The following is a 24,098-nucleotide window of genomic DNA, read 5'->3' on the forward strand; positions in this document are numbered from 1 at the left end:
CACCGACGACCCGGATTGCCGATCGCTACCGCCGCCGCCGGTCAACGCGCGCCAACGGCCTCGGACTCCGCAATGATCGGCTCCTCTCTCTCTGCCTCTCCCGCCACCGGTCCGGGGGTGGGATAGGTGCCCTCGACGCAGATGCAATAGAGGAGCGGGAGATAAGGCTGCCTGTTCTCATGCGGCAGCGCGGTGCCGCCGGACGGCGACAATGTTGCCGCGGCAAAGACGTCGCCGTCACTGACGCTTGCGGGCGCGGCAAAGGCATAGGCAAGCGTTGCCGGCTTGGCTGGATCCTGCAGGTTGGGTCGCGTCGGGCGTGCCAGCAAGGTGTCGGGTGCCGGCGTTGCCGTCAGCCCGGGATAGGGTTGGCTGCGGGCGTAAAGGCCGGTCAGCGTATGGCTGTGGGCGGGGACGGATGTCAGCGTCACCGCAGCGTCTCCCACTCTCTCGCCAGGGGGATAGCCGGGTGTCTTATCCGTCGACGCAATGGCGCCGATGACCGCACACCCCATCAGATCCGGCAACGCGAACGTGGCCTGCCCACCCCCGTAGGTGTAGCCAAGCACCGTATAGAGAACCGGGTAATCCTGTACATTCAGCTTAGCTCCGTTGCAGAGCATCCAGCCCCGGGGGACGAAAGTCGAGGCGAAGGCCCTCACCTCGCCAATATAGGCTTCCATATATGGCCTCCCTCGCGTGCGCAGTGACGTCCGGCGGCTTCCGGACGCGCCGGGTCTCTGCTGTTCAACTTGTCCAGGTGAAGTTCACGGGCGGGCTCGTGCCATAAATCGTGGTGATGGTGACCTGCGAGGTGCCGGCAACGTGGCCCTCGGGGGTCAGCATGACGGTCAGCGCCCGCGTCGGATCCATGCTGTCGTGCGTCCACCACACGCCTTGCGATGAAGACCGATAGATCACGCCGCCGAAGTCGATCGACACGATGTCGCCCAACCCCTCGCCGTAAATGAACACCCGATCCGACTGGCTTATGCTGAGAGAAGGCGGGTCGATGCCGTCGATCGTCGGCCCGAAAATGAAGCTGCTTCCCACATGCGGCCCACTCGCCGCATGCGGCAACTGGACCGACACCTCCGCCTTGCCGAGTCCCGGAGGGGTGGTGACGCTAAGCTCGGTGTCGCTGATCACGTTGAGACCGAGGCCCTTGTCGAGATTGAACAGCACGGCCGTCGCCCCGGTGAAGCCGCTCCCGCGGATCGTGACCGTGGTGCCCCCCGCCGCAGGGCCGCCGCCAGGCGAGACCGAGGTGACCACCGGCGCATAATAGAAGAGCGCGCCGCTCCAAGTGCCGGTGCTGCCGGCAGCGGTCTTCAGAATGACCGGCACCGTGCCCTTTCCTGCCGGCACCTGGGCCCACACGCTCTGCGAACCACCGCTCCAGAAAGCGGGCGAGGCGGCGGCGCCGAAGGTGACGCTGAGAGGGACGACGGGCGCGCCGTCTTCGCTCAGGCCCGCACCGACGAGCCGGACCACCGCGCCCTGCGTCCCGAAGCTCGGCGTGATCGACAGCACGGCGGGCACATAGGTGAAGATCATCTCGTTGCTTTGGCCGCCGGGGGTGTGAACCACCACCGGCACCCGGCCGAGATTGACCGGCGCTGCCACGGTGACGGAGGTGGCGGTCGAGACGCCGATCTGCGTGGCAGACAGGGCTCCGAAACTCACCCGCATCTGCGACCCCGTCGCCGGCTGGGCGACGAAGCCCTCGCCGGTGAGGGTGACCTGCGTCAGAGGCTTCCCGGTATCGCGGGAGAGTGCGTGGACCACCGGCGCAAAGCTGTAGCGGCTGGCGTCGTTCGCCGGACTGACCGCTCCGCCTGCCCTGACCGACACGTTGACGGCGCCTGCGATGCCGGCGGGAGCGACGCAGACAATCTCGGTGCCCGAACTGTTGACGGAGACATTCGCCGCCGCCACCGTGCCGAACAGCACCGACGGGGCCGCGCCGAACCCGACGCCGGTGATCGTCACCGAGGTGCCCGCCGGCCCTGCGGCCGGTTCCAGGCCGGCAATGCCGACGGTGCAATAGGTGTAGGGCCGTGGCCCGCTGGTGCCGCCCCCGGTGATGACCGCCACCTCGTAGGCCGCACCGCCTATGCCGGTCGGCGCGGTGACGACCAGGCTTGTGTCGGTGATATCGGAGGCCGCGACCATCTGGTCGCCGAACCGCACGGTCGCGTCAGCGGTGAAATTGCGACCGTACAACGTGACGGACGAATCGCCGTCCGGCTGGCCGACCGACGGGTAGAGGCGGTCCAGTTGCGGGAGATAGCTGTAGAGCGGCAGCGATCCCGCGCTGATGCTCGGGCCGCCCGGCCCGGTGACGCTGAGCGCCGCCACGCCCGTCCCGGGCGGCGAGGTGACGGCGATCGACGTCGATGTCGTCCGCGTGGGGGTGACACTGGTCGTGCCGAACAGCACTTTCGAGGCGGGATCGAAATTGACCCCGCTGATGCTCACCGCGGTGCCGCCCGTCGAGGGCCCGTAGGTCGGGCTGAATTGCGAGACGATGGCGGCATAGACATAACGGACCGCCGGGCTGCGCGTGCCGCTCAGCAGGCTCTCGACACTCACCTCGACCTGCCCGACGCCGGCCGGCGCGACCGCGGTGATCGTCGTCGTGTTGACCACCGTCCAGCTAGACGCCTTCACATCGCCGAACCAGACGACGTAATTGGTCGATTCAAGGTCAAAATTGGTGCCGGTCAGCGTCACCGTGTTGCCGCCCGCCGCAGGTCCATAGCCGGGGTTCACCTCGATGAAGAGCGAGGTAATGGTGAAGACGCAGGCGGATGTCACCGCCGAGGTCTGGCCGGATGTGGTGACGGTGACATTGACGCTGGCGATGCCGTCACTCTGCGCGGGAGCGGTGGCGAAAATGGTCTCGCCGTCGACCACCTGGAAGCCGTTTGCCGGCAGTTGGCCGAACATCACGCTGGTGGCGCCCGCGAACCCCACGCCCTTGATGGTGACGCGACCGCCACCAGCGGACGATCCGACGGCAGGGTACAGGGCGGTGACCGAAGGGACATAGCTGAACTGACAGCCCCAATTGGGCTCGGTGACGCCCTTCGAGGTCGTCACCGTGACCGTGACCGTACCATTGCCAGGGGGGCATTGAACGACCAGCGCGTTTTCGTTGGCACTGACAATGGTCGCCTTAACGCTGCCGAACGTGACGACGGAGCTGGTGCCCGGCTGCGTGAGGTTCATTCCGTTCAGCGTGATCTGCAGGGGCCCTTCCTCGCCGCCCGGCAGCGCCGGCGGCACCGGCGGCACCGGCGGCACCGGCGGACCCGAGTTCGGGGAGATGCCGTTCAGTCTCGGCACCTCTTCCAGCGGAGGATAGAGGCCGTTGAGGCAGATCATGTAATACATCGCCACGGACGGCATCAGGTTGTTGTGCATGCCGCTTTCCTTGTCGGGCACGCTCACGGTCCGGGCATCGAAGGAAACCTGGGTGGTAGCCGCGGTTGTGGGGGCCTGATAGAAAAGGCAGTCCGGCGACGCCGCATACATCACGCCGGGCTTCGGTGTGGTCAGCGTGGCTTCCTGCTTCAGCACATTGAAGGCATGTGTGTGGGCCGGCATTTGCCCGGGGCCCAACTGTACGGTCGCATCGCCGAAGGTCTGGCCGATAGTGTGCCGGGGCGTGAGGCCAGGTCCGTTTCCGAGGCCGACGGTAATACGGCCGCGCAGATCCGGCACACGGAATGTCGATGGCGCTTTTCCGCCGAACATGTTGCCGATCAGCGAATAAAGCACCTGCTGATCACTGATTTTCAGTTCAGCCCCGTCGCAGAGCACCCATCCGTTAGGAGTTTGGGTCGGCAGCCCGGCGAGAATTCGAATTTCGCCTGTAAAAGCTGCGACGGTGGAGCCTTTCGGCCGGGCCGTCCCCGGCCTCGGGGCCGCCCCATCGGGGGAAGGCGGATCGACCGGCGCCTCGCCGTCGGGTTGCCTCGGAGGAAACAAGCCGACGTGGGCTATGTAATAGCCGATGACAAAGGACGGTTGCAGATTGTTGTGCGGCGCACTGCTGCCTGTGGGGACCACCGTTTCCGGGGCGAGCGCCGTCGTCACCGAATTGCTCTGCACCTCCGCATATAGCTTGGCCGACACACCGTCCTTGTCCGGCATTGACCTTGCCGGCAGCCTCCCCTTGCCCGATTGGCCGGTGCCGTCATTGGGCGAGAACCGGACCTTATGCGTATGCTGAGGAAGCTGGCCGGCGCTGAGGACCACCATTTCCGTACCGCCGGCATGGCCGAGCGCGATATCCTTGTCGGCGCCGGCACCGATCACGGCCCGGCCGCGCAGATCCGGAATATTGAAGGTCAGCTTTCCATCGCCGCCATAGGTGGTCCCAATGACCGCATAGAGTGCCGGGTATCGCTGAATGGAGAGTTGGCGGCCATCGCAGGGGAACCAGCCCGTGCCCGGCGGCATGGGGAACATGCTGACCGCGCCGATATAGGGCTCCATGGCGATGGCGTCCTGCACTCGGAGTGCGCTGGGGAAAGGCAAAACAGGCAGTTGCAGAGCCTGCCTATGCCAGCCCCAATCAACTTCCTATGATACCTCCGAGCAGGTTGTCGTCAACGGAGGAAACACGTCAGGATTGCCGCAACAAGCCTCATTCTTTGTGTCGGGTTTTCTTCACGCGAACCGGTATCCACGTCGCTCGAAAACGCTCTGGCTTTAGCTGCCAGAATTCTCAGCGTCGGCGTCGACCGCGCTGGGGCCTTCCCGCGTGACGGGGGGCATCGCCACAACAGTCAATACCGGCCGCACCCAGGGCCTCTTCGCGGCCACGCTCTCGGATGGCCGGGCATTGATCTCATTTTTGTCCATACCCCCCCCCGGAGGATCTGCCAGACACTGATGGCGCAGGATTCAGCAGTTTAATGATACCGTCACGCCATCGCGATTTCAACCACAGGTCTAGGAGCGGGGATCAGGCGGCGGAGAGCCCACGGAGATAGGCCACCACCTTCTCCCATTCCCCCTCGGCCACGGCCAGCGCGAGATAGCCGTCCGGGCGCACCAGTTCGATGCCGCCCGCCACCGGGTTCGGGCGTAGCGCGGGGTCGATCAGCGAGGAGAGCAGGCCGTGGTCGAGTTCCGGCGGCGGCGCGCCGACGCCCTCTCCGACGCGCAACGTGAAGCGTGGGGTGTCGCCGGCGCCATAGGGCGTCTCCCCCTCGCGCGGCGCCACGCGGGTGCCGGCGCGGCCACCCGCCTCCCAGGAAGGCCCGTTCAGCGGGCTTTCGGGGTAGTGCGTCGTGGTTTCCGTCAGCTCGCCCGCCAGCGCGTGCCGCACCGGCGCAAGGCCGAGCAGGAACGGCATGACGACGTTGCGCAATTGTCGCGCCAGCGGATTCGTCAGCGTTCCGAGCCGGATCATCCGGCCGGACATGGCGATCACCTGCGCGCCCACCGCCCGCCTTTCGGGATCATAGCTGTCGAGCAGCGGCGACGCGGTGGCGAGGCCGCGCAGCACAAGGGCCAGCTTCCAGGCGAGATTGACCGCGTCCTGCATACCGGTGTTCATGCCCTGCCCGCCGGCCGGGCTGTGCACATGGGCAGCGTCGCCGGCCAGGAAGACGCGGCCGACCCGGTAGCTCTCGACCTGCCGCTCATTGATGCGGAAGGAGGTGGTCCACAGCGGCTCGGTGAGGGTGATGCCGCCCGGCCCGCGCCGGTCCAGCAGCGCCTGGAAGCCCGCCATGTCGGGCGGCGGCGGCGGCGCGGCGGCCGTGGACGCCCCGAGGCCGACAATCACGCGGTAGCGGCCCGGCGCCAGCGGGAACAGCACCAGCGGGCCTTCCGCATTCAGGCACATGACGAATTCATCGACCGGGAACGCCATTCCGGTGAGGTGGAAATCGCCCTGCGCCCAGTCGCTGCCGAGCGTCTCGCCCGAAAAAGACAGCCCGAGCCGGTGGCGCACCGGGCTGTGGGCGCCGTCGCAGGCGATGAGGGCGGAAAAGCGCCCATGCTCCTCCCGCCCGTCGCCATAGCGCAGCGTGGCGCTCACGCCGGAATCGTCCTGGGTGAAGTCCGCCACCCCTACGCCGAGTTCGCAGGTGACGCCGCGCCGCTGCAGATGCGCCAGCAGAACCCGCTCGGTCTCGCTCTGCGGCAACATCAGCACGAAGGGATAGGGCGTCTCGACCTCGGTGAGCGGCACGCGGGCGAGCGGCTGGCGGTCGGCGAGCATATGCGCCGCCGTCACCCGGTTGCCGAGGCCGACAAGTTCGGCGGAGAGGCCGTTGCCGGCGTGCTCCAGCAGTTCGAGCGAGCGCGGCCAGATCGCCACCGCGCGCGAGGTGGTGGCACGCGCGGTCATGGGATCGACCAGCCGCACCGGCACGCCATAGCGGGCGAGTTCCAGCGCCGCGACCAGCCCGACCGGGCCGCCGCCGGCAATGAGGACGGGATCGGGAAGGCGGTCGGTCATGCACATTCCCCCCGGGCTGCGCGGCGCGCGCGCCAAAAGTAAAGGCCCGCCGCGCGGGGCGCAACGGGCCTTGCCGGGGCCCTCCCCGCCTGCAGCGGGAAGGGTGATAGGGGTAGGTGTCAGATCACGCCGCGAGGTCGAAGCGGTCGGCGTTCATCACCTTGGTCCAGGCGGCGACGAAATCGCTCAGGAACTTCTCCTGCGCGTCGTCCTGGGCGTAGACCTCGGCATAGGCGCGCAGGATCGAGTTCGAGCCGAAGACGAGGTCGACGCGCGTCGCGGTCCATTTCGCCGCGCCGGTCTTGCGGTCGCGCAGCTCATAGAGGCCGTTGCCGATCGAGGTCCATGTGTAGGCCATGTCGGTCAGGTTGACGAAGAAGTCGTTGGTCAGCGCGCCTTCGCGGGCGGTGAACACGCCGTGCTTGCTGCCGCCATGGTTGGTGCCGAGCACGCGCAGGCCGCCGACGAGCACGGTCATCTCAGGCGCGGTGAGCCCCATGAGCTGGGTGCGGTCGAGCAGCATTTCCTCAGGCGTGACGACATAGTCCTTCTTCAGCCAGTTGCGGTAGCCGTCATGCAGCGGCTCCAGCACGCTGAACGACGCCGCATCGGTCTGGGCGTCGGTAGCGTCGCCGCGACCGGGCGCGAACGGCACGGTGACATCATGGCCGGCCGCCTTCGCCGCCAGCTCGATGCCGACATTGCCGCCGAGCACGATCACGTCCGCGAGGCTGGCGCCGGTCTCGGCGGCGATGCCTTCCAGCACGCCGAGCACCTTGGCGAGGCGGGCGGGCTCGTTGCCTTCCCAGTCCTTCTGCGGGGCGAGGCGGATGCGCGCGCCATTGGCGCCGCCGCGCATGTCGGAGCCGCGATAGGTGCGGGCGCTGTCCCAGGCGGTGCTGACCAGTTCGCTGATGGTGAGGCCGGCATTGATGATCTTGGCCTTCACCGCCGTCACGTCATAGTCGGTGGGGCCGACGGGAACGGGGTCCTGCCAGATCAGGTCTTCAGCCGGCACGTCCGGGCCGATATAGCGGACCTTCGGGCCCATGTCGCGATGGGTCAGCTTGAACCAGGCGCGGGCGAAGGTGTCCTTGAAGTACTCGGGATCGGCCATGAACTTCTGGCAGATCGCGTTGTAAACGGGATCGACCTTCATCGCCATGTCGGCGTCGGTCATCATCGGGTTGTGGCGGATCGAGGGGTCGCTGGCGTCGACCGGCTTGTCCTCTTCCCGAATGTCGATCGGCTCCCACTGCCAGGCACCGGCCGGGCTCTTGCGCAGTTCCCATTCATGGCCGAACAGCATCTCGAAGAAGCCCATGTCGAACTGTGTCGGATGGGTGGTCCAGGCGCCTTCGAGGCCGGAGGTGACGGCGCGGCTGGCGAGGCCGTTCTGGTTCGGGTTGGACCAGCCCATGCCCTGGTCTTCCAGCGCGGCGGCTTCCGGGTTGGGACCGAGCGCCTTGGCGTCGCCATTGCCATGGGTCTTGCCGACGGTGTGGCCACCGGCGGTGAGCGCGGCGGTCTCTTCATCGTTCATCGCCATGCGGGCGAAGGTCTCGCGCACCTGCGCGGCGGTCTTCAGCGGGTCCGGCTTGCCGTTCACGCCTTCCGGGTTGACGTAGATGAGGCCCATCTGCACGGCGGCGAGCGGGTTCTCCATCGTCGAGGGGTCGTTCACATCGGTGTAGCGGTTGTCGCTCGGCGCCAGCCACTCGCGCTCGGAACCCCAATAGGTGTCCTTGGACGGGTGCCACACATCGGCGCGGCCGAAGCCGAAGCCGAAGGTCTTCAGCCCCATGGTCTCATAGGCGATGGTGCCGGCGAGCACGATCAGGTCGGCCCAGCTCACCTTGTTGCCGTACTTCTTCTTGATCGGCCACAGCAGGCGGCGGGCCTTGTCGAGGCTCACATTGTCCGGCCAGGAATTGAGCGGGGCGAAACGCTGGTCGCCGGTGCCGCCGCCGCCGCGCCCGTCGGCGAGGCGGTAGGAGCCCGCCGCGTGCCAGGACATGCGGATCATCAGCCCGCCATAATGGCCCCAGTCCGCCGGCCACCATTCCTGGCTGTCGGTCATCAGCGCGCGCATATCGGCCTTCAGCGCGTCGAAATCGAGCGTCTTCACCTGCTCGCGGTAATTGAAGTCCTTGCCGAGCGGATCGGTCTTGGTGTCGTGCTGGCTGAGAATGTCGAGGTTCAGCGCCTTCGGCCACCAATCCATGTTCGACGTGCCGGTTTCGGTGATGGCGCCGTGCATGACGGGGCACTTGCCGGCCGGCCTGTTGGTGATGTCGTCCATTGCAGTCTCCGATCGTGAGGGCGTGCCGGCGACTATGCGCCGACGCTGTCCCGGGCGCGGGCGCGCGAGAGGCGTTTGGAATTGGAAGAGGTCTTATCGTAGGCCGGGGATAATGAAAATTTGCATTTTCTAATTGCAACGATAAACTCGACTTATGACAGACATTTCCATGCGGCATCTGCGCTATTTCGAGGCGCTGGCCCAGCACGGGCATTTCGGCCGGGCGGCGGAGGCGTGCGCCATCTCCCAGCCGGCGCTGTCGCTGCAGGTGAAGGAGTTGGAGGAAATCCTCGGCGCGCCGCTGGTCGAGCGTGGCGCGCGGCAGATCCGCCTCACCCGTCTCGGCGAGGATTTCGCCGCCCGGGCGCGCGGCATCTTGCGGGCGGTGGACGAACTGAGCGACCTTGCCCGCGCCTCGCACAGCCCGCTGGCCGGCCGGCTGCGCATCGGTGTCATCCCCACCGTCGCGCCCTATCTTCTGCCCGCCGTGATGCAGCGTCTGGGCGAACGCTTCCCGGAGCTCGACCTGCGGCCGCGCGAAGCGGTGACGCAGCGGCTGGTGGACGAGTTGGTGGAGGGTCGGCTCGACACTGCCATCGTCGCCCTGCCGGTTTCCGAACCCTCGCTGGCCGAGCATGCGCTGTTCGAGGAGGAATTCGTCCTCGTGCGTCCGCGCAGCGAGGCGGGCCTGCCGGTGCCCAATTCAGAGACGCTGCGCACCATGCGGCTGCTGCTGCTGCAGGAAGGCCACTGTTTCCGCGAGCAGGCGCTGTCCTTCTGCAACCTGTCCTCGCAAGTGCCGCGCGACCTGATGGAGGGCAGTTCGCTGACCACGCTGGTGCAGATGGTCGGTGCCGGCATTGGCGTCACGCTCATCCCGCAAATGGCGGTGGCTATTGAGGCCCGCTCCGCCGCCGTCTCGGTGGCGCGGCTGGCGGCGCCACGCCCCACCCGCACCATCGGCATGGTCTGGCGCAAGTCGAACCCGCTCGCCGCCTCCTTCGAGCAGATGGCGTTCATCGTGGGCGCGGAGGGGCTTGCGGGTGCCGTGGCCGGCGCCAGCGCTGTTCCGCCCGATTTGCACCTCAGCTAGAAGAGGCAGGCAGCGCGGCCCGCGCCGCCACCTGCCGGAGAGCTTCCATGTCCGCCTACGCCTCCCTCGCCGCCCATTTCGGCCGCATCAGCGCGATGTCCAACGCCGTCGGCATCCTGCAATGGGACAGTGACACGATGATGCCGAAGGGCGCCGCCGCCAGCCGGGCGGAAAGCCTCGCTTTGCTGCGCGTGCTGCAGCATGAGATGGCGGTGGACCAGCGCCTCGGCGACTGGCTCGACGCGGCGGGCGAGGATGCGGCGCTCGGCGAATGGGAGCGGGCCAATCTGCGCGAGATGCGCCGCGTCTTCACCGCGCAGACCGCCCTCCCCGCCGATCTCGTGGAAGCCTCCAGCAAGGCGATTTCCGCCTGCGAGATGGCGTGGCGGCAGGCGCGGGCGGACTCGGACTTCCCCGCTTTGTTGCCCTATCTCGCCGAAGTGCTGCGGCTGCAGCGCGAGGCCGGCGCCGCCAAGGGCGAAAAGCTCGGCCTCTCGCCCTATGACGCGCTGCTGAACGATTATGAGCCCGGCGGGCGTTCCGCGCGCATCGACGCGCTGTTCGACGATCTCGCCGCCTTCCTGCCCGGCTTCACCGAGGAAGCGCTGGCGGCGCAGGCCCGCCGTCCCGCGCCCGGCCCGCTCGACGGCCCCTTCGCGGTGGAGGCGCAGCGCGGGCTCGGCCAGCGGATGATGACGGCGCTGGGCTATGATTTCGACCGTGGCCGGCTCGACGTGTCGACCCATCCCTTCTGCGGCGGCGCCGACCATGATGTCCGCATCACCACCCGCTATGACGAGGCCGATTTCGCCAAGGCGCTGATGGGCGTGATCCACGAGACCGGCCACGCGCTCTATGAGCAGGGGCGGCCGGCAGCTTACATGAACCAGCCGGTCGGGCAGGCGCGCGGCATGGTGCTGCATGAGAGCCAGTCGCTGCTGATGGAGATGCAGGCCTGCCGGTCGCGCGAATTTCTCGGCTTCGCCGCCCCGCTGATGCGCGCGGCCTTTGGCGGAACGGGGCCGGAATGGGAGGCGGAGGCGCTGTGGCGCCGCTACACCCGCATCGAGCGCGGCTTCATCCGCGTCGATGCCGACGAGGTCACCTACCCCGCCCATGTCATCCTGCGCACCCGGCTGGAAAAGGCGATGATCGCCGACGATCTCCCGCTCGCGGAGCTGCCGGCGGCATGGAATGCCGGGATGAAGCAACTGCTCGGCGTCACCCCGCCCAATGACCGGCTCGGCTGCCTGCAGGATATTCACTGGCCGAGCGGCGGCTGGGGCTATTTCCCCACCTACACGCTCGGCGCCATCGCCGCCGCCCAGTTGTTCGACGCCGCCTGCCGGGCGGATGCGGACACGCTGCCGGCCATTTCGCGCGGCGATTTCGCCCCGCTGGTCGGCTGGCTGCGCACCCATGTGCATGGGCTCGGCTCGTTGCTCGACACGGATGAACTCCTCACCCGCGCCACCGGCCGCCCGCTCGATGCCGGGGTGTTCAAGGCCCATCTCGCCCGGCGCTATCTCGCGGCCTGAGCCGTCACTCAGGTGGTGGAGAAGCGGTAGATGGAGACGTGGCGATAGGTCTGGCCGGGGTCCAGCCGGGCGGAGGGGTAATCCGCCCGGTTCGGCGCGTCCGGCCAGACCTGCGGCTCCAGACAGAAACCGTCCGCCTGGCGGTAGAGCCGGCCCTGTTTGCCGAGCGCGGTACCGTCGAGGAAATTGCCGGAATAGAATTGCAGCCCCGGCTGATCGGTCAGCACCTCCATCACCCGGCCGGAGGCGGGGTGCTCGACACGGGCGGCGAGGCGCGGGCGCGCGGTCGTGCCGCCTTCGAGGCAGTAATTATGGTCATAGCCGCGCCCGCGCCGCACTTGCTCATGGGCGTGGCGGATGCGGGCACCGATGCGCTGCGCCGTGCAGAAATCGAACGGCGTGCCGTCCACGCTCTCCGGCCCGCCGAGCGGAATCGCCGCTGCGTCCACGGGCAGATAATCGTCGGCATGGATGGTCAGCAAATGGTCGAGCACATCGCCGCCGGCCTCCACCCCGCCGAGGTTGAAATAGCCGTGATGGGTCAGGTTCACGAGGGTCGGCGCGTCCGTCGTCGCCTCGAAGGCGATGGTGAGTTCCCCCTCTCCGCCCAGCGTATAGGTCACGCTCGCCTCCAGCGTGCCGGGAAAGCCCTGATCGCCCGCCGGACTGGTAAGGGCAAGGCGCAGCGAGGGCGCCGGTCCTTCGCTAAGCTCGGCGAGCCGCCACAGCCGCCGGTCGAAGCCTTCCGGCCCGCCATGCAGCGCGTGGTCGCCATCATTAGCCGGCACACGATAGGCGGTTCCATCCAGCGTGAACCGCCCGCCGGCAATGCGGTTGGCATAGCGCCCCACCGCCACGCCGAAAAAACGCGGCTCGCTCACATAGGGCTGAGGCGTGTCATGGCCGAGCACGACGTCGGCGCGGCGCCCCGAACGGTCGGGCACATGCAGCGCCTGCACGGTGGCACCGAGGTCGAGAACGGAAACCTCCAGCCCGCCCTCGCCCAGCAGGCGGAAACGCTGAATCTCGGTTCCATCGGCCAGAGTGCCAAAAGTCTCGCGCAGGATACGGCCGGCCTCGGAACTCATGCTCGCTACTCTACCCCTCCGGGCACGCCCGGCACCGCTATCAGGACGCGCATTGTCGTCCCGCGCCGCGCCGAATGCCAGCCCCTGGCACCGCGTCGCGCCTCCTGCATTGACCGCGCCGCCGTCGCCGGGGGAAGCTCGCGCACCCGATCCCCCGCAGGAGACGCGATCTTGGCGCAGTTTCACATGATAGCCGATGCCCCCACCCCCGTCGCCCCGTTCAGCCATGCCGTGGAGGCGGATGGCTGGGTCTTCATCACCGGCCAGATGCCGACCTGGCCGGACGATGATTCCCGCCCCCTGCCCGAGGGCGTGGAGGCGCAGACACGCCGGGTGATGGACAATCTCGTGCTTGTGCTCGCCGGCATCGGGCTCGACCTGTCGCATGTGCTGCAGGCGCGCGTCTATCTCACCGATTTCAAGGCCGACTATCCCGCCATGAACGCGGCCTACGCCTCCTATTTCCCGGCGGATCGCCGGCCGGCACGCACCTGTGTCGGCGTCACCGGCCTCGCCCGCGACGCGCTGGTGGAAATCGACCTCGTCGCCCGCCGTCCCGGCTGAACCGGCGGCGCGCGGCGGCGTTTGCGCGAGGTCATGGACGCCGGCAGCCCGAGCCGGTCTGTGTCGTCCGGCCGTCAGCGGCGGCGGCGACAATGGTCCGCCCGGAAACGGCGCGGCGCAATGGAGCGAGCACATGGACATGGCCACTCTCCCCCCCGATCACGGCAGCTATGAGCGCCTGATCGCCGGCGCCCGCACGGTGGAGGCGATGGCCACCGCCGTCGCGCACCCGTGCGATGCCGCGTCGCTGCAGGGCGCGCTCGACGCGGCCACGGCTGGCTTCATCGTGCCGATCCTCGTCGGCCCCGCCGCCCGCATCGAGGCGGTGGCACAGGCGGAAGGGCTGGACCTTGCCGGCATCGAGATCCTCGACACGCCGCACAGCGTCGCCTCCGCCGCCAGGGCGGTGGAGCTGGTGCGCGAGGGCCGCGCGAGCCTGCTGATGAAGGGCAGCCTGCACAGCGATGAAATGCTCGCCGCCATCACCGCCCGCGACACCGGCCTGCGCACCGGGCGGCGCGTCAGCCATGTCTTCGTCATGGATGTGCCGAGCTATGCCGAGCCGCTGTTCATCACCGATGCGGCGGTGAACATCTTTCCCGATCTCGATGCCAAGCGCGACATCGTGCAGAACGCCATCGACCTGCATGTCGGGCTCGGCCTCGGCCGGCCGCGCGTCGCCATCCTCTCGGCGGTGGAAACCGTCACCACCTCCATTCCCAGCACCATCGACGCCGCCGCCTTGTGCAAGATGGCCGATCGCGGCCAGATCACCGGCGGCGATCTCGACGGGCCGCTGGCGCTCGACAATGCCATCTCGCCGGAAGCCGCGCGCATCAAGGGCATCGTCTCCCCCGTCGCCGGCCGGGCGCAGATTCTCGTCGCGCCGGACCTTGAAGCCGGCAACATGCTGGCGAAGAACCTCACCTTCATGGCCGGGGCGGACGCCGCCGGCGTGGTGCTCGGCGCGCGGGTGCCGGTGATATTGACCAGCCGCGCCGACACGCTGAAGACCCGCCTCGCCTCCTGCGCGGTGGCTGTGCTGTATGCGCAGGCGCGGCTGCGCCAGCCGGGGCTGGGAGGGTGAAGGCGATGAGCCAGGCCATTTTCGTCGTCAATGCCGGCTCGTCCAGCATCAAGTTCAAGCTCTATCGCGTCGCCGGCCGCGCCGTTGCGCTGGTCCTTGGCGGCGCGCTGGACGGCATCGGCACCCGCCCGCGCCTCCACGCGACGGACGAGGCCGGCGTGGTGCTGGTCGACCGCACCTTCCCGGCGCAGGAGATCGCCGCCGCACCGGAAGCCCAGCACGCCATCAGCGACTGGGTGCTGCCGCATCTCGACGGCTTCGATCTCATCGGCGTCGGCCACCGCGTGGTGCATGGCGGGCCGCACTACACCCACCCCGAGATTGTGAATGACGAGGTGCTGCGCACGCTGGAGAGCTTCATCCCGCTCGCCCCGCTGCACCAATTGACCAATCTCGACCCTATCCGCACCATTCGCGAGCGCCGCCCGGACCTGCCGCAGGTCGCCTGCTTCGACACCGCCTTCCACCGCTCCCACCCTGAGGTGTGCGACCGCTTCGCCCTGCCCGAGGCGCTCTACCGCGACGGCGTGCGCCGCTACGGCTTCCACGGCCTGTCCTATGAGTATGTTTCCGGCGCGCTGCGCGAACTGGCGCCGGAACTGGCGCGCGGGCGCGTCGTCATCTGCCATCTCGGCTCCGGCGCCTCGGCCTGCGGCCTCCTGGACGGCGCCAGCCAGGACGCGACGATGAGCTTCACCGCGCTGGACGGCCTGCCCATGGGCACACGCTGCGGCGCGCTCGATCCCGGCGTGGTGCTGCATCTGATCGAGCAGAAGGGCATGAGCGCGGCCGAGGTCGGCCACATGCTCTATCACGACAGCGGCCTCAAGGGCCTCTCCGGCCTGTCCAGCGACATGCGCGAATTGCTGGCGAGCGACGCGCCCGCCGCGCGGATGGCGGTGGACTATTTCACCCTGCATGTGGCGCAGGCGGTGGCGCGGCTGGCGGTGACGCTGGACGGGCTCGACGCGCTGGTCTTCACCGCCGGCATTGGCGAGCACGCGCCGGAGGTGCGCGCGCGCATCTGCGCCCGGCTCGGCCTGCTGGGCGTCGCGCTGGACGATCGCGCGAACAAGGCCAACGAGACCTGGATCGACGCCGACGGCGCCGGCCCGCATGTGCTGGTCATCCCCACCGATGAGGAACGGATGATCGCGCAGGCGACGCTGAACCTGCTGCGGCCCACTTAGAGCAATCCCCGCAAAAGTGCATTGCGGTTTTGCGCCAGGAATTGCGGATAATCAGAGAGTTAGAGCAGCGCGTAGAGCCGCGCGGCGGCCTCGAAGTCGCGAAACCGCGTGGCGCGGCGCGCCAGCGCCTCGGCATCGGTGCCCCAGAGCTGTTCCTGCACCTCTTCATCCGCATGGGCGGCGCGCCACGCCTGCACCATGTCGAGATGACCGTGCGCCACCGCCAGGGCGAGCAGCGCCGAGCCGCTCAGCGTCGTCATCAGATTCAGCGCCGCCATGCGCAACGGATCGTCCGGCAGGGCGGCAGCGATCAGTTCCAGCGTACGCGGCGGCTGGGCGACATGCACCACGCCCTCGCTCAGCATGAAGCTGGCGCCGAAGCGCTCGCGCGCCCACCCCAGCACCGGGTCCCAGAGCTGCGCGTGCAGCGCCACAAGCTGCGCCGGATTGTCGGTGCGGTAGCACAGCAAATCGCTGCCGGCATAGCGGACGATCTCGTCGCCGACCTCCGCCATGTTGGGCGCCACGCCATCGAGCGCCGAGTTCACCAGCCGGGTCATCGGCATGGTCATCGGGTCGATGAACTCGCCCTGCGCCTGCCATTCCTGCGCCAGCGCCTGCGCCAGCGCCTCGCTCGGCACGGCGACGAGGTGGCGGCCCGGCGTGCGCACCGGGCGGCCGTCCAGTTCCACGCGGAACAGCCCGTCCACCGGCGCGGCCTCGGCCCGGGTGTAGAAGCGCTTGGGCAGCGGCTTGCGCTCGGCAAAGCCCGGCCGGGCCGGTGCCGGCGGGGCCTCGGGGGGTCCTTCGCTCACGCCACCGTCTCCCAGAGTTCGTCGATCGCCCGTTGCAGCTCGTCCGCATCCCCCGCCAGACGCTCGGCGCCCGACTGGGTCAGCAGGGCCGGCGCGTGATAGCCCCAGCTCACGCCGATGGCGCGGGCGCCGGCGGCGCGGGCCATCACCATGTCGAAGCTGGTATCGCCGATCAGCACCGTGTCCATCGGCTCGGCGCCGGTGGCGGCCATCGCCTGCAGCACCATGGCCGGGTGCGGCTTGGACGGCGCGTCGTCGGCGGTCTGGATGGTGACGAACCGCCCCTCCAGCCGGTGATGCGCCAGCACCGCCGCCACGCCGCGCTGCGACTTGCCGGTGGCGATGCCCAGCAGCACGTCGTCGCGGGCAGAGAGCGTCTCGATGAGGGCGCGCATGCCGGGGAACATCGGCTCGCTGAAATCCGGCTCGGCGCGCAATTCGCGGAAGGCGTCGCGGTAGAGGCCGGCCAGCCGCTCGGCGGGAAAGCGCGGATCGTCCTCGCCGAGCCGCTGCATCGCTTCCACCAGCGACAGGCCGACAATGCCGAGCACCACCTCGCGCGGCGGCATGGCGAGTTCCGCGCGGGCGAAGGCGCGGGCCATGGCGGCGACGATGACGTGCTGGCTGTCCACCAGCGTGCCGTCGCAATCGAACAGGACGAGTTTCATCGGAACCACCGCGCGGCTGGAACCGCGCGACGGGGAACGGGCACGGCCGCGCGGAAGAGCCGTCGAAGTCGGGGAAGCGGCCGGCGATGTCAACCCCTCGCCCCAAAACGCACCGCGCGCCGCTGGAAAGCGGCGCGCGGCGGGGCTGGGAGCGTGTGGACGGTCAGGCCGCCCGCAGGCTGCGCACCAGCTCACCCACCTGCTGCTTCAGGTCGCTGGCCTGATGCGCCAGCGAGCCGGAGAGCGAGGTCAATTGGGCGGAGGCGGCGCCGGTCATTTCCGCCGCGCGACCGACGCCGACGATGTTCTCGCTCACCATGCCGGTGCCGCTGGCGGCCTGGTTGGTGTTGGCGGCGATCTCCTGCGTCGCCGAGCCCTGCTGCTCGACCGAGCTGGCGATCATGGTCGTCGCGTCGCGGATCTGCGCGATGGTGGAGACGATGTGCTCGATCGAGCCCACCGTGCGCCCGGTCGCCTGCTGGATATCGGCGACCTTGAGGCCGATTTCCTTGGTGGCGCCGGCGGTCTGCTCGGCGAGCTGCTTCACTTCCTGCGCCACCACCGCGAAGCCGCGCCCGGCCTCGCCCGCACGCGCCGCCTCGATGGTGGCGTTGAGCGCGAGGAGATTGGTCTGGGCGGCGATGTCGGTGATGAGGTTGACGACTTCGCCGATCTTGGCGGCGGCGTCGGAGAGTTCGCGGATTTCGCCGGCGGCACGGTTGACCACCTCCGCCCCGCTCACCGCACGCCCGGCGGCGCCGCTGACCTGGTTGCCGATCTCGCGGATCGAGGAGGTGAGCTCCTCCGTCGCCGCCGCCACGGTCTGCACGCTGCCCGAGGCTTCAGCCGCGGCGCTGCCCACCGCCGCCGCCTGACGGGAGGTTTCCTCGGCGCTGGCCGCGAGGTTGCGCGCGGCTTCCGATACTTCGCTGGAAGAATTGGCCAGCGCGTTGGCGAGCGTGCCCATCTTCGATTCGAACTCGTCGGCGATCGCCTGGCGCTGCGCCGCGACGCGCTGGGCGGCGTGGCTCTCGGCCTGCCTCGCCTCTTCGCGCGCCTTCTCGGCGTCCACCAGCGCGCTGCGCAGAACATCCGCCGAGCGGGCCATGGCGCCGATCTCGTCCCGGCGCTCGGTGCCGTCGACGGTGACGTTCAGCACGCCCTGGGCGAGGCTTTCAAAAATGGCCCGCAGGCGCTCCAGCGGCTTCACCACGCCGTAGCGCGTCGCCAGGAAGGCCAGGAGGAACACCAGCACCAGGCCCGCGGCCATCGTGCTGTAGACCATGGTGACGGTCGACTCGGCAGCCTCGCTGAGCTCGTCGGCAAGACGCGAAACGCCCTCCGCCTGCCTGTTCACGTCGGCGGCAATCTCGGCGATCAGCGCCTTGGAGATCGGCATGCAGCGCGCGTTCCATTCCGCCAGCGTTCTGGTATTTTCCGCGACCGAGGTCGAGGCATTGGCCCGCGCGACAACGTCGCCGCACTGCTCCCCGACGAACCGATCGAACTTCGCCACCAGCGTCTTCACCTCTTCGGCTTGCGTGGGATCCTGGGCCGCCACATCCGCCATGCGCTCATGGAAGCCGGCGATCGCCTCCTTCTGCGAGTTGACCGCCGCCTCATTGTCTTCCTCGGTCAGCGAGGACAGGGACTGGTAGACGCTCTGGTTGAAATAGACGGTGAAGCGGTTGGCACGGGCCAGCGCCCGGGCGGCCGAGGCAGGGCCTATCAGTGCCTCGTGATACTGGGCACTGATCGCCTGCATGCGGGTGCCGGCAAAAATCACCCCCCCGGCCGCAAAGGCGGCCAGCAGCAGTAGCAGCGCCGATATCTTGCCGATGAGCGGCAAATTCTTGAACGACATGTGAGCTCCACGGGACAGCTAACCCAGCCCCGGCCCGGGCGCGACTCTGCGCGGTGCCGACCGAGACCTTCCGGCGGCACCATGGAAACGCCGCCTTGTGCGAAGCTGTCGTGGAGATTACCCGCCAACCGGGTATCGCGGGTGAGTGGAGAGAACGGGGCGTCGGGCGCGGTGGTGGGCGGTGACGGGCTCGAACCGCCGACCCTCTCGGTGTAAACGAGATGCTCTACCAACTGAGCTAACCGCCCGCATGGCCGCTGCCGGCTGCGTTTAAGCATCCATAGGGGCCAGCGGCAAGAGGCGAGATGACCGACGGGTCTTGACCCGCGTCATCGCCTCCGGCGCGGCGGAGGATGCGGGCGGCGGCGCCCGCCGGGGCCCCTGCAACGACGATCCGGGATGAGGGGGAAGCGGCGCGTCGCCACCGCCGGCGCCCGCGCCGCATCGGGCTGTCGGGCGTGGCGCGGCCCGCCGGTCCTGCCGGCGAGCCTGCGCCTTCGTCGCCACGCCACACCCCGCGCCGTGCCGGCACGGGGGGCGCGGCCTGGACGATCAACCGTTGACGGTTTCCTTCAGGCCCTTGCCGGGCGTGAACTTCGGGGCCTTGGAGGCCTCGATCTTGACCGGGTTGCCGGTGCGCGGGTTGCGGCCTTCGCGCGCGGCGCGGGTCACGACGGAGAAGCTGCCGAAGCCGATCAGCTTGACTTCTTCGCCGGCCTTCAGCGAGGCGGCAATAGCATCGAAGGTCGCGTCGACCGCGGCCGCCGCAGCAGCCTTCGTCAGCTTGGCCTGCTCGGCCACGGCGGCGACGAGTTCGTTCTTCGTGGTCATTTGACCGGTCCTTCCCTTGATTGCACAAGAATCGTCGGTCGCATGCACCGACGACGGGCGGGCACCCTTTCCCCAAAATGCGGCGATTGCAAGCGCTCCCACCCAGAAACCCGCACAAATACACGACTTCGAGGCGATCGGGCGTATTTCTATACCTCTATTTGTGACGGTTTGCCACGCCCGCAATTTGGGCGCCGACGACCGGTTCACACCCGCCCATCGGGCCGTCACCGCGCAAACGAAAGCGGCGGCACCCGCCGGGTACCGCCGCTTCCATTCTGTGTCGGGCGAAGCGCTCAGTGCGGGGCGATGACCCCGATCTCGTCGCGGCCGATCACCGGCTCGACCTCGGGGGCCGGCGCCAGCGCCTTCTCTTCCCACACGATCGCCTCGGGCTGGCGGACAAGCGCGTGTTGCAGCACCTCGTCCATCCGCGACACCGGCACGACCTCAAGCGCGTTCTTCACATTGTCCGGGATTTCCGCCAGATCCTTGGCGTTCTCCTCGGGGATGAGAACCTTCTTGATGCCGGCGCGCAGCGCCGCCAGCAGCTTCTCCTTCAGCCCGCCGATCGGCAGCACCCGGCCGCGCAGCGTGACTTCGCCGGTCATGGCGACGTCGCGGCGGATCGGGATGCCGGTCAGCACCGAAGTGAGCACCGTGGCCATGGCGACGCCGGCGGACGGCCCATCCTTCGGGGTGGCCCCCTCCGGCACATGGACGTGGATGTCGCGGCGGTCGAACAGCGGCGGCTCGATGCCGAAATCCAGCGCGCGCGAGCGGACATAGGACGCCGCCGCCGAGATCGATTCCTTCATCACGTCGCGCAGATTGCCCGTCACCGTCATCTTGCCCTTGCCGGGCATCATGACGCCTTCGATGGTGAGGATTTCCCCGCCCACCTCAGTCCAGGCAAGGCCGGTCACGACGCCGACCTGATCCTCGCTCTCGGCTTCGCCATAGCGGTATTTCGGCGCGCCGAGATACTCCTCGAGCTGCTTGACCGTGATCTTGACCGTCTTCTTCTTGGTCAGCATCAGGTCCTTCACCGCCTTGCGGGCGAGGTTGGAAATCTCGCGCTCAAGGTTACGCACGCCCGCTTCGCGGGTGTAGCGGCGCACGAGGGTGAGCAGGGCTTCGTCGTCGATCGACCATTCCTTCGGCTGCAGACCATGCTTGGTCAGCGCCTGCGGGATGAGGTGACGGCGGGCGATCTCGACCTTCTCGTCCTCGGTGTAGCCGGCGATGCGGATCACCTCCATCCGGTCCAGAAGGGCCGGCGGGATGTTCAGCGTATTGGCGGTGGTCACGAACATCACGTTGGAGAGGTCGTAATCCACTTCCAGATAGTGGTCGGCGAAGGTGTGGTTCTGCTCGGGGTCGAGCACCTCAAGCAGGGCCGAGGACGGGTCGCCGCGGAAATCGGCGCCCATCTTGTCGATTTCGTCCAGCAGGAACAGCGGGTTGGCCTTCTTGGCCTTGCGCATGGACTGGATGATCTTGCCGGGCATGGAGCCGATATAGGTCCGGCGGTGGCCACGGATCTCCGCCTCGTCGCGCACGCCGCCGAGGGCGACACGCACATACTCACGGCCCGTCGCCTTGGCGATGGACTTGGCGAGCGAGGTCTTGCCGACGCCGGGCGGGCCGACCAGGCACAGAATCGGCCCGGTGAGCTTGTTCTGGCGGCTCTGCACGGCGAGATATTCGACGATGCGGTCCTTGACCTTGTCGAGGCCGAAATGATCGGTGTCGAGCACGTTCTGGGCGAAGGGCAGGTCCTTCTTGACCTTGCTGCGGTTGCCCCACGGGATCGACAGCAGCCAGTCGAGATAGTTGCGCACCACGGTGGCTTCCGCCGACATGGGCGACATCTGCCGCAGCTTCTTCAGCTCATGCGTCGCCTTCTCGCGCGCTTCCTTGGAGAGCTTGACGGTCTTGATGCGCTCTTCCAGCTCGGCCAGCTCGTCACGGCCGTCCTCGCCGTCGCCCAGCTCCTTCTGGATCGCCTTCATCTGCTCGTTGAGATAGTACTCGCGCTGCGTCTTCTCCATCTGGCGCTTGACGCGCGTGCGGATGCGCTTCTCGACCTGAAGGACCGAGATTTCGCTTTCCATCAGCGAAAGCACCTTCTCCAGCCGGCTGGTGACCTTGAGAATCTCCAGCACAGCCTGCTTCTCGGGGATCTTCACCGCGAGATGCGAGGCGACGGTGTCGGCCAGCTTCGAGTGATCCTCGATCTGGGTGACGACGCCGACGACTTCCGGCGAAACCTTCTTGTTCAGCTTCACATAGCTGTCGAATTCGGCCAGCACGGAGCGGCCGAGCGCCTCGGCCTCGACCTTGGAGCCGAGTTCTTCTTCCAGCGCCTGCGCTTCCGCCTCATAGAGATCGGTGCGGTCGGTGTAGTGGTTGACCTTGGCGCGGGAAATGCCCTCGACCAGCACCTTCACCGTGCCGTCCGGCAGCTTCAGCAATTGCAGCACCGAGGCCAGCGTGCCGATCTTGTAGATGGAGGAGGTCGCCGGATCGTCGTCCGAGGCGTTCTCCTGCGTCGCCAGCAGGATGAAGGTGTCGTTGCGCATCACCTCTTCGAGGGCGCGGATCGACTTTTCGCGGCCGACGAACAGAGGCACGATCATATGCGGGAAGACGACGATGTCGCGCAGCGGCAGGACCGGGAAGGTCTGCGCCACTCCCGGGGTGAGCGCGGTGCGAGGCTTGGGGCTCGTCATGGCTCTTTCCTTTCTTTGGGCGGCAGGCGACCGGACCCGAGGACAGCCGTCCTCGGGAGGAACCGCGCCGCGATGCGGCCGGAACGCGAACGTTGATCTCTGTGCGGGGGCTGCGTCGGGCGCGCGGAGCACGTCGATGCGGTCGAGGACCGGTGGTTGAGGCTCAGATGGCGATGCCCCCGCCCCCCGTCAAGGGAGCGGGCCGCGCCACTGGCCGGACCTGATGGCCCGGCCCTGTCCACCGCCGGTCGACTACGCACTCGCGCCCGCATCGCCGGCCGCGCGGTCCGCATAGATGTAGAGCGGACGTGCGTTCTGCTCGACGACCTCTTTGCTGATGACGACCTCTTCCACGCCTTCGAGGCCCGGCAGGTCGAACATCGTGTCGAGCAGAATGCCCTCCATGATCGAGCGCAGGCCGCGCGCGCCGGTCTTGCGCTCGATGGCCTTGCGGGCAATGGCGCCCAGCGCTTCCTCATGAATGGTCAGCTCGACATTCTCCATCTCGAACAGGCGCTGATACTGCTTCACCAGCGCGTTCTTCGGCTCGGCGAGGATCTTCTTCAGCGCCGCCTCGTCGAGGTCGCCCAGCGTGGCGATAACCGGCAGACGGCCGATGAATTCGGGGATCAGCCCGTATTTCAGCAGGTCTTCCGGCTCCACCTCGCGGAACACTTCGCCCGGCTTGCGATCTTCAGGTGCCGCCACCACCGCGCCGAAGCCGATGGACGTGCCCTTGCCGCGCGAGGAAATGATCTTGTCGAGGCCGGCGAAGGCCCCACCGCAGATGAACAGGATGTTGGTCGTGTCCACCTGCAGGAATTCCTGCTGCGGATGCTTGCGCCCGCCCTGCGGCGGCACGGAAGCGACCGTGCCTTCCATGATCTTCAAGAGCGCCTGCTGCACGCCCTCGCCCGACACGTCGCGGGTGATCGAGGGGTTGTCGGACTTGCGGCTGATCTTGTCGATCTCGTCGATATAGACGATGCCGCGCTGCGCCCGCTCGACATTGTAGTCGGCCGACTGCAGCAGCTTGAGGATGATGTTCTCCACATCCTCGCCGACATAGCCCGCTTCCGTCAGCGTGGTCGCGTCCGCCATGGTGAAGGGCACGTCGAGGATGCGGGCGAGCGTCTGCGCCAGCAGCGTCTTGCCCGAGCCCGTCGGCCCGATCAGCATGATGTTGGACTTGGCCAGCTCGACATCGCCGGCGTGCTTGGTCGCGTGGTTCAGGCGCTTGTAGTGGTTATGCACCGCCACCGAGAGGACGCGCTTGGCATGGAACTGGCCGATCACATAGTCGTCCAGGACCTTGCAGATTTCCTTCGGGGTCGGGATGCCGTCGCGCGACTTCACCAGCGAGGATTTGTTCTCCTCGCGGATGATGTCCATGCACAGCTCGACGCATTCATCGCAGATGAACACGGTCGGTCCCGCAATGAGTTTGCGGACCTCGTGCTGGCTCTTGCCGCAGAACGAGCAGTAAAGAGTATTCTTGCTGTCGCCGCCGCCAACCTTGCTCATGCGTCTCTCCGTCCGCTCGGCGGTTCAGGCATTGCCCGCAACCGCCCCAGTCCCGCGGCCGCCGCGGGCCTCCAGGGGGGAGAAACGCGACGGCTCGAAAAGGCCGTCAAAAGGAAGCGACTTAAGGGTCCCTGTTCCGTACCGCAGCCAAGCACGCTGGCCGCGATCTGATCAAGAAGGCATTCGCTCCATCCCCGACTTCGCGGAAGGAGCGCCTGCCTGTCGTCCCCCGTCACACCTCCAGGCGACACTTCATGCTGATGTCATGCAAGCGCGATACCGCGACGCATGCAAGCCCGCGCTTCATCTCGACGC

At 67.9% G+C, this 24,098-nt stretch carries 16 protein-coding genes and 1 tRNA gene; 5 read left to right on the top strand and 12 right to left on the bottom strand.

Features of this window, described 5'->3' with window-relative positions; all coding sequences use genetic code 11:
• Positions 1-41: 41 nt before the first annotated feature.
• From AAC979_RS10215 to katG, 4 genes are all read right to left on the bottom strand, one after another.
• On the bottom strand, positions 42-683 hold the full coding sequence (locus AAC979_RS10215) for a phage tail protein (protein ID WP_371346721.1): 642 nt from the start codon (positions 681-683) through the stop codon (positions 42-44).
• Positions 684-747: 64 nt separating this feature from the next.
• Positions 748-4,506, bottom strand: a complete 3,759-nt coding sequence (locus tag AAC979_RS10220; protein ID WP_371346722.1) for an IPT/TIG domain-containing protein — start codon at positions 4,504-4,506, stop codon at positions 748-750.
• 472 nt (positions 4,507-4,978) lie between these two features.
• The gene (locus tag AAC979_RS10225) at positions 4,979-6,484 is read right to left on the bottom strand and encodes an FAD-dependent monooxygenase (RefSeq protein WP_371346723.1); all 1,506 of its coding nucleotides are present in this window, start codon (positions 6,482-6,484) and stop codon (positions 4,979-4,981) included.
• Positions 6,485-6,608: 124 nt separating this feature from the next.
• Positions 6,609-8,786, bottom strand: coding sequence for a catalase/peroxidase HPI (gene katG, locus AAC979_RS10230; RefSeq protein ID WP_371346724.1), 2,178 nt, complete (start codon positions 8,784-8,786; stop codon positions 6,609-6,611).
• 154 nt (positions 8,787-8,940) lie between these two features.
• Between katG and AAC979_RS10235 the strand changes: the two genes are divergently transcribed.
• Positions 8,941-9,879: a hydrogen peroxide-inducible genes activator gene (locus AAC979_RS10235; protein ID WP_371346725.1), complete on the top strand. Its 939-nt coding sequence runs from the start codon at positions 8,941-8,943 to the stop codon at positions 9,877-9,879.
• 47 nt (positions 9,880-9,926) lie between these two features.
• On the top strand, positions 9,927-11,417 hold the full coding sequence (locus AAC979_RS10240; protein WP_371346726.1) for a carboxypeptidase M32: 1,491 nt from the start codon (positions 9,927-9,929) through the stop codon (positions 11,415-11,417).
• 8 nt (positions 11,418-11,425) lie between these two features.
• On the opposite strand, the gene AAC979_RS10245 is transcribed toward AAC979_RS10240, so the two are convergent.
• Positions 11,426-12,505 carry an aldose epimerase family protein gene (locus AAC979_RS10245; RefSeq protein ID WP_371346727.1) on the bottom strand — a complete coding sequence of 360 codons (1,080 nt, stop codon included), beginning with the start codon at positions 12,503-12,505 and terminating at the stop codon, positions 11,426-11,428.
• Between the two features lie 186 nt (positions 12,506-12,691).
• Between AAC979_RS10245 and AAC979_RS10250 the strand changes: the two genes are divergently transcribed.
• The 3 genes from AAC979_RS10250 to AAC979_RS10260 all read left to right on the top strand — a co-directional run bounded on the left by AAC979_RS10250 (position 12,692) and on the right by AAC979_RS10260 (position 15,346).
• Positions 12,692-13,069, top strand: a complete 378-nt coding sequence (locus AAC979_RS10250; protein WP_371349038.1) for a RidA family protein — start codon at positions 12,692-12,694, stop codon at positions 13,067-13,069.
• 133 nt (positions 13,070-13,202) lie between these two features.
• Positions 13,203-14,156: a phosphate acetyltransferase gene (locus AAC979_RS10255; protein WP_371346728.1), complete on the top strand. Its 954-nt coding sequence runs from the start codon at positions 13,203-13,205 to the stop codon at positions 14,154-14,156.
• A gap of 5 nt (positions 14,157-14,161) precedes the next feature.
• Positions 14,162-15,346, top strand: a complete 1,185-nt coding sequence (locus AAC979_RS10260) for an acetate/propionate family kinase (RefSeq protein ID WP_371346729.1) — start codon at positions 14,162-14,164, stop codon at positions 15,344-15,346.
• A 59-nt stretch (positions 15,347-15,405) separates the two neighbouring features.
• Here AAC979_RS10260 and AAC979_RS10265 read toward each other — a convergent pair whose 3' ends face one another.
• The 7 genes from AAC979_RS10265 to clpX all read right to left on the bottom strand — a co-directional run bounded on the left by AAC979_RS10265 (position 15,406) and on the right by clpX (position 23,783).
• Positions 15,406-16,161: an ATP12 family chaperone protein gene (locus tag AAC979_RS10265; protein WP_371346730.1), complete on the bottom strand. Its 756-nt coding sequence runs from the start codon at positions 16,159-16,161 to the stop codon at positions 15,406-15,408.
• On the bottom strand, positions 16,158-16,829 hold the full coding sequence (locus tag AAC979_RS10270; protein WP_371346731.1) for an HAD-IA family hydrolase: 672 nt from the start codon (positions 16,827-16,829) through the stop codon (positions 16,158-16,160). Before AAC979_RS10270 ends, AAC979_RS10265 begins: the two co-directional genes overlap by 4 nt.
• A gap of 163 nt (positions 16,830-16,992) precedes the next feature.
• Entirely contained in the window at positions 16,993-18,693 is a 1,701-nt protein-coding gene (locus AAC979_RS10275; protein WP_371346732.1) for a methyl-accepting chemotaxis protein, read from the bottom strand.
• A 172-nt stretch (positions 18,694-18,865) separates the two neighbouring features.
• A tRNA-Val gene (locus AAC979_RS10280) sits at positions 18,866-18,941 on the bottom strand.
• Between the two features lie 304 nt (positions 18,942-19,245).
• Entirely contained in the window at positions 19,246-19,524 is a 279-nt protein-coding gene (locus AAC979_RS10285) for an HU family DNA-binding protein (protein WP_018386927.1), read from the bottom strand.
• A gap of 296 nt (positions 19,525-19,820) precedes the next feature.
• Positions 19,821-22,259 carry an endopeptidase La gene (lon, locus tag AAC979_RS10290; RefSeq protein WP_371346733.1) on the bottom strand — a complete coding sequence of 813 codons (2,439 nt, stop codon included), beginning with the start codon at positions 22,257-22,259 and terminating at the stop codon, positions 19,821-19,823.
• A 252-nt stretch (positions 22,260-22,511) separates the two neighbouring features.
• Positions 22,512-23,783 (bottom strand): ATP-dependent Clp protease ATP-binding subunit ClpX, encoded by a 1,272-nt coding sequence (clpX, locus tag AAC979_RS10295; RefSeq protein ID WP_371346734.1) that lies wholly within the window; start codon positions 23,781-23,783, stop codon positions 22,512-22,514.
• Between the last annotated feature and the right edge of the window lie 315 nt (positions 23,784-24,098).

This window comes from Ancylobacter sp. IITR112, from assembly GCF_041415945.1.
Classification (GTDB): domain Bacteria; phylum Pseudomonadota; class Alphaproteobacteria; order Rhizobiales; family Xanthobacteraceae; genus Ancylobacter.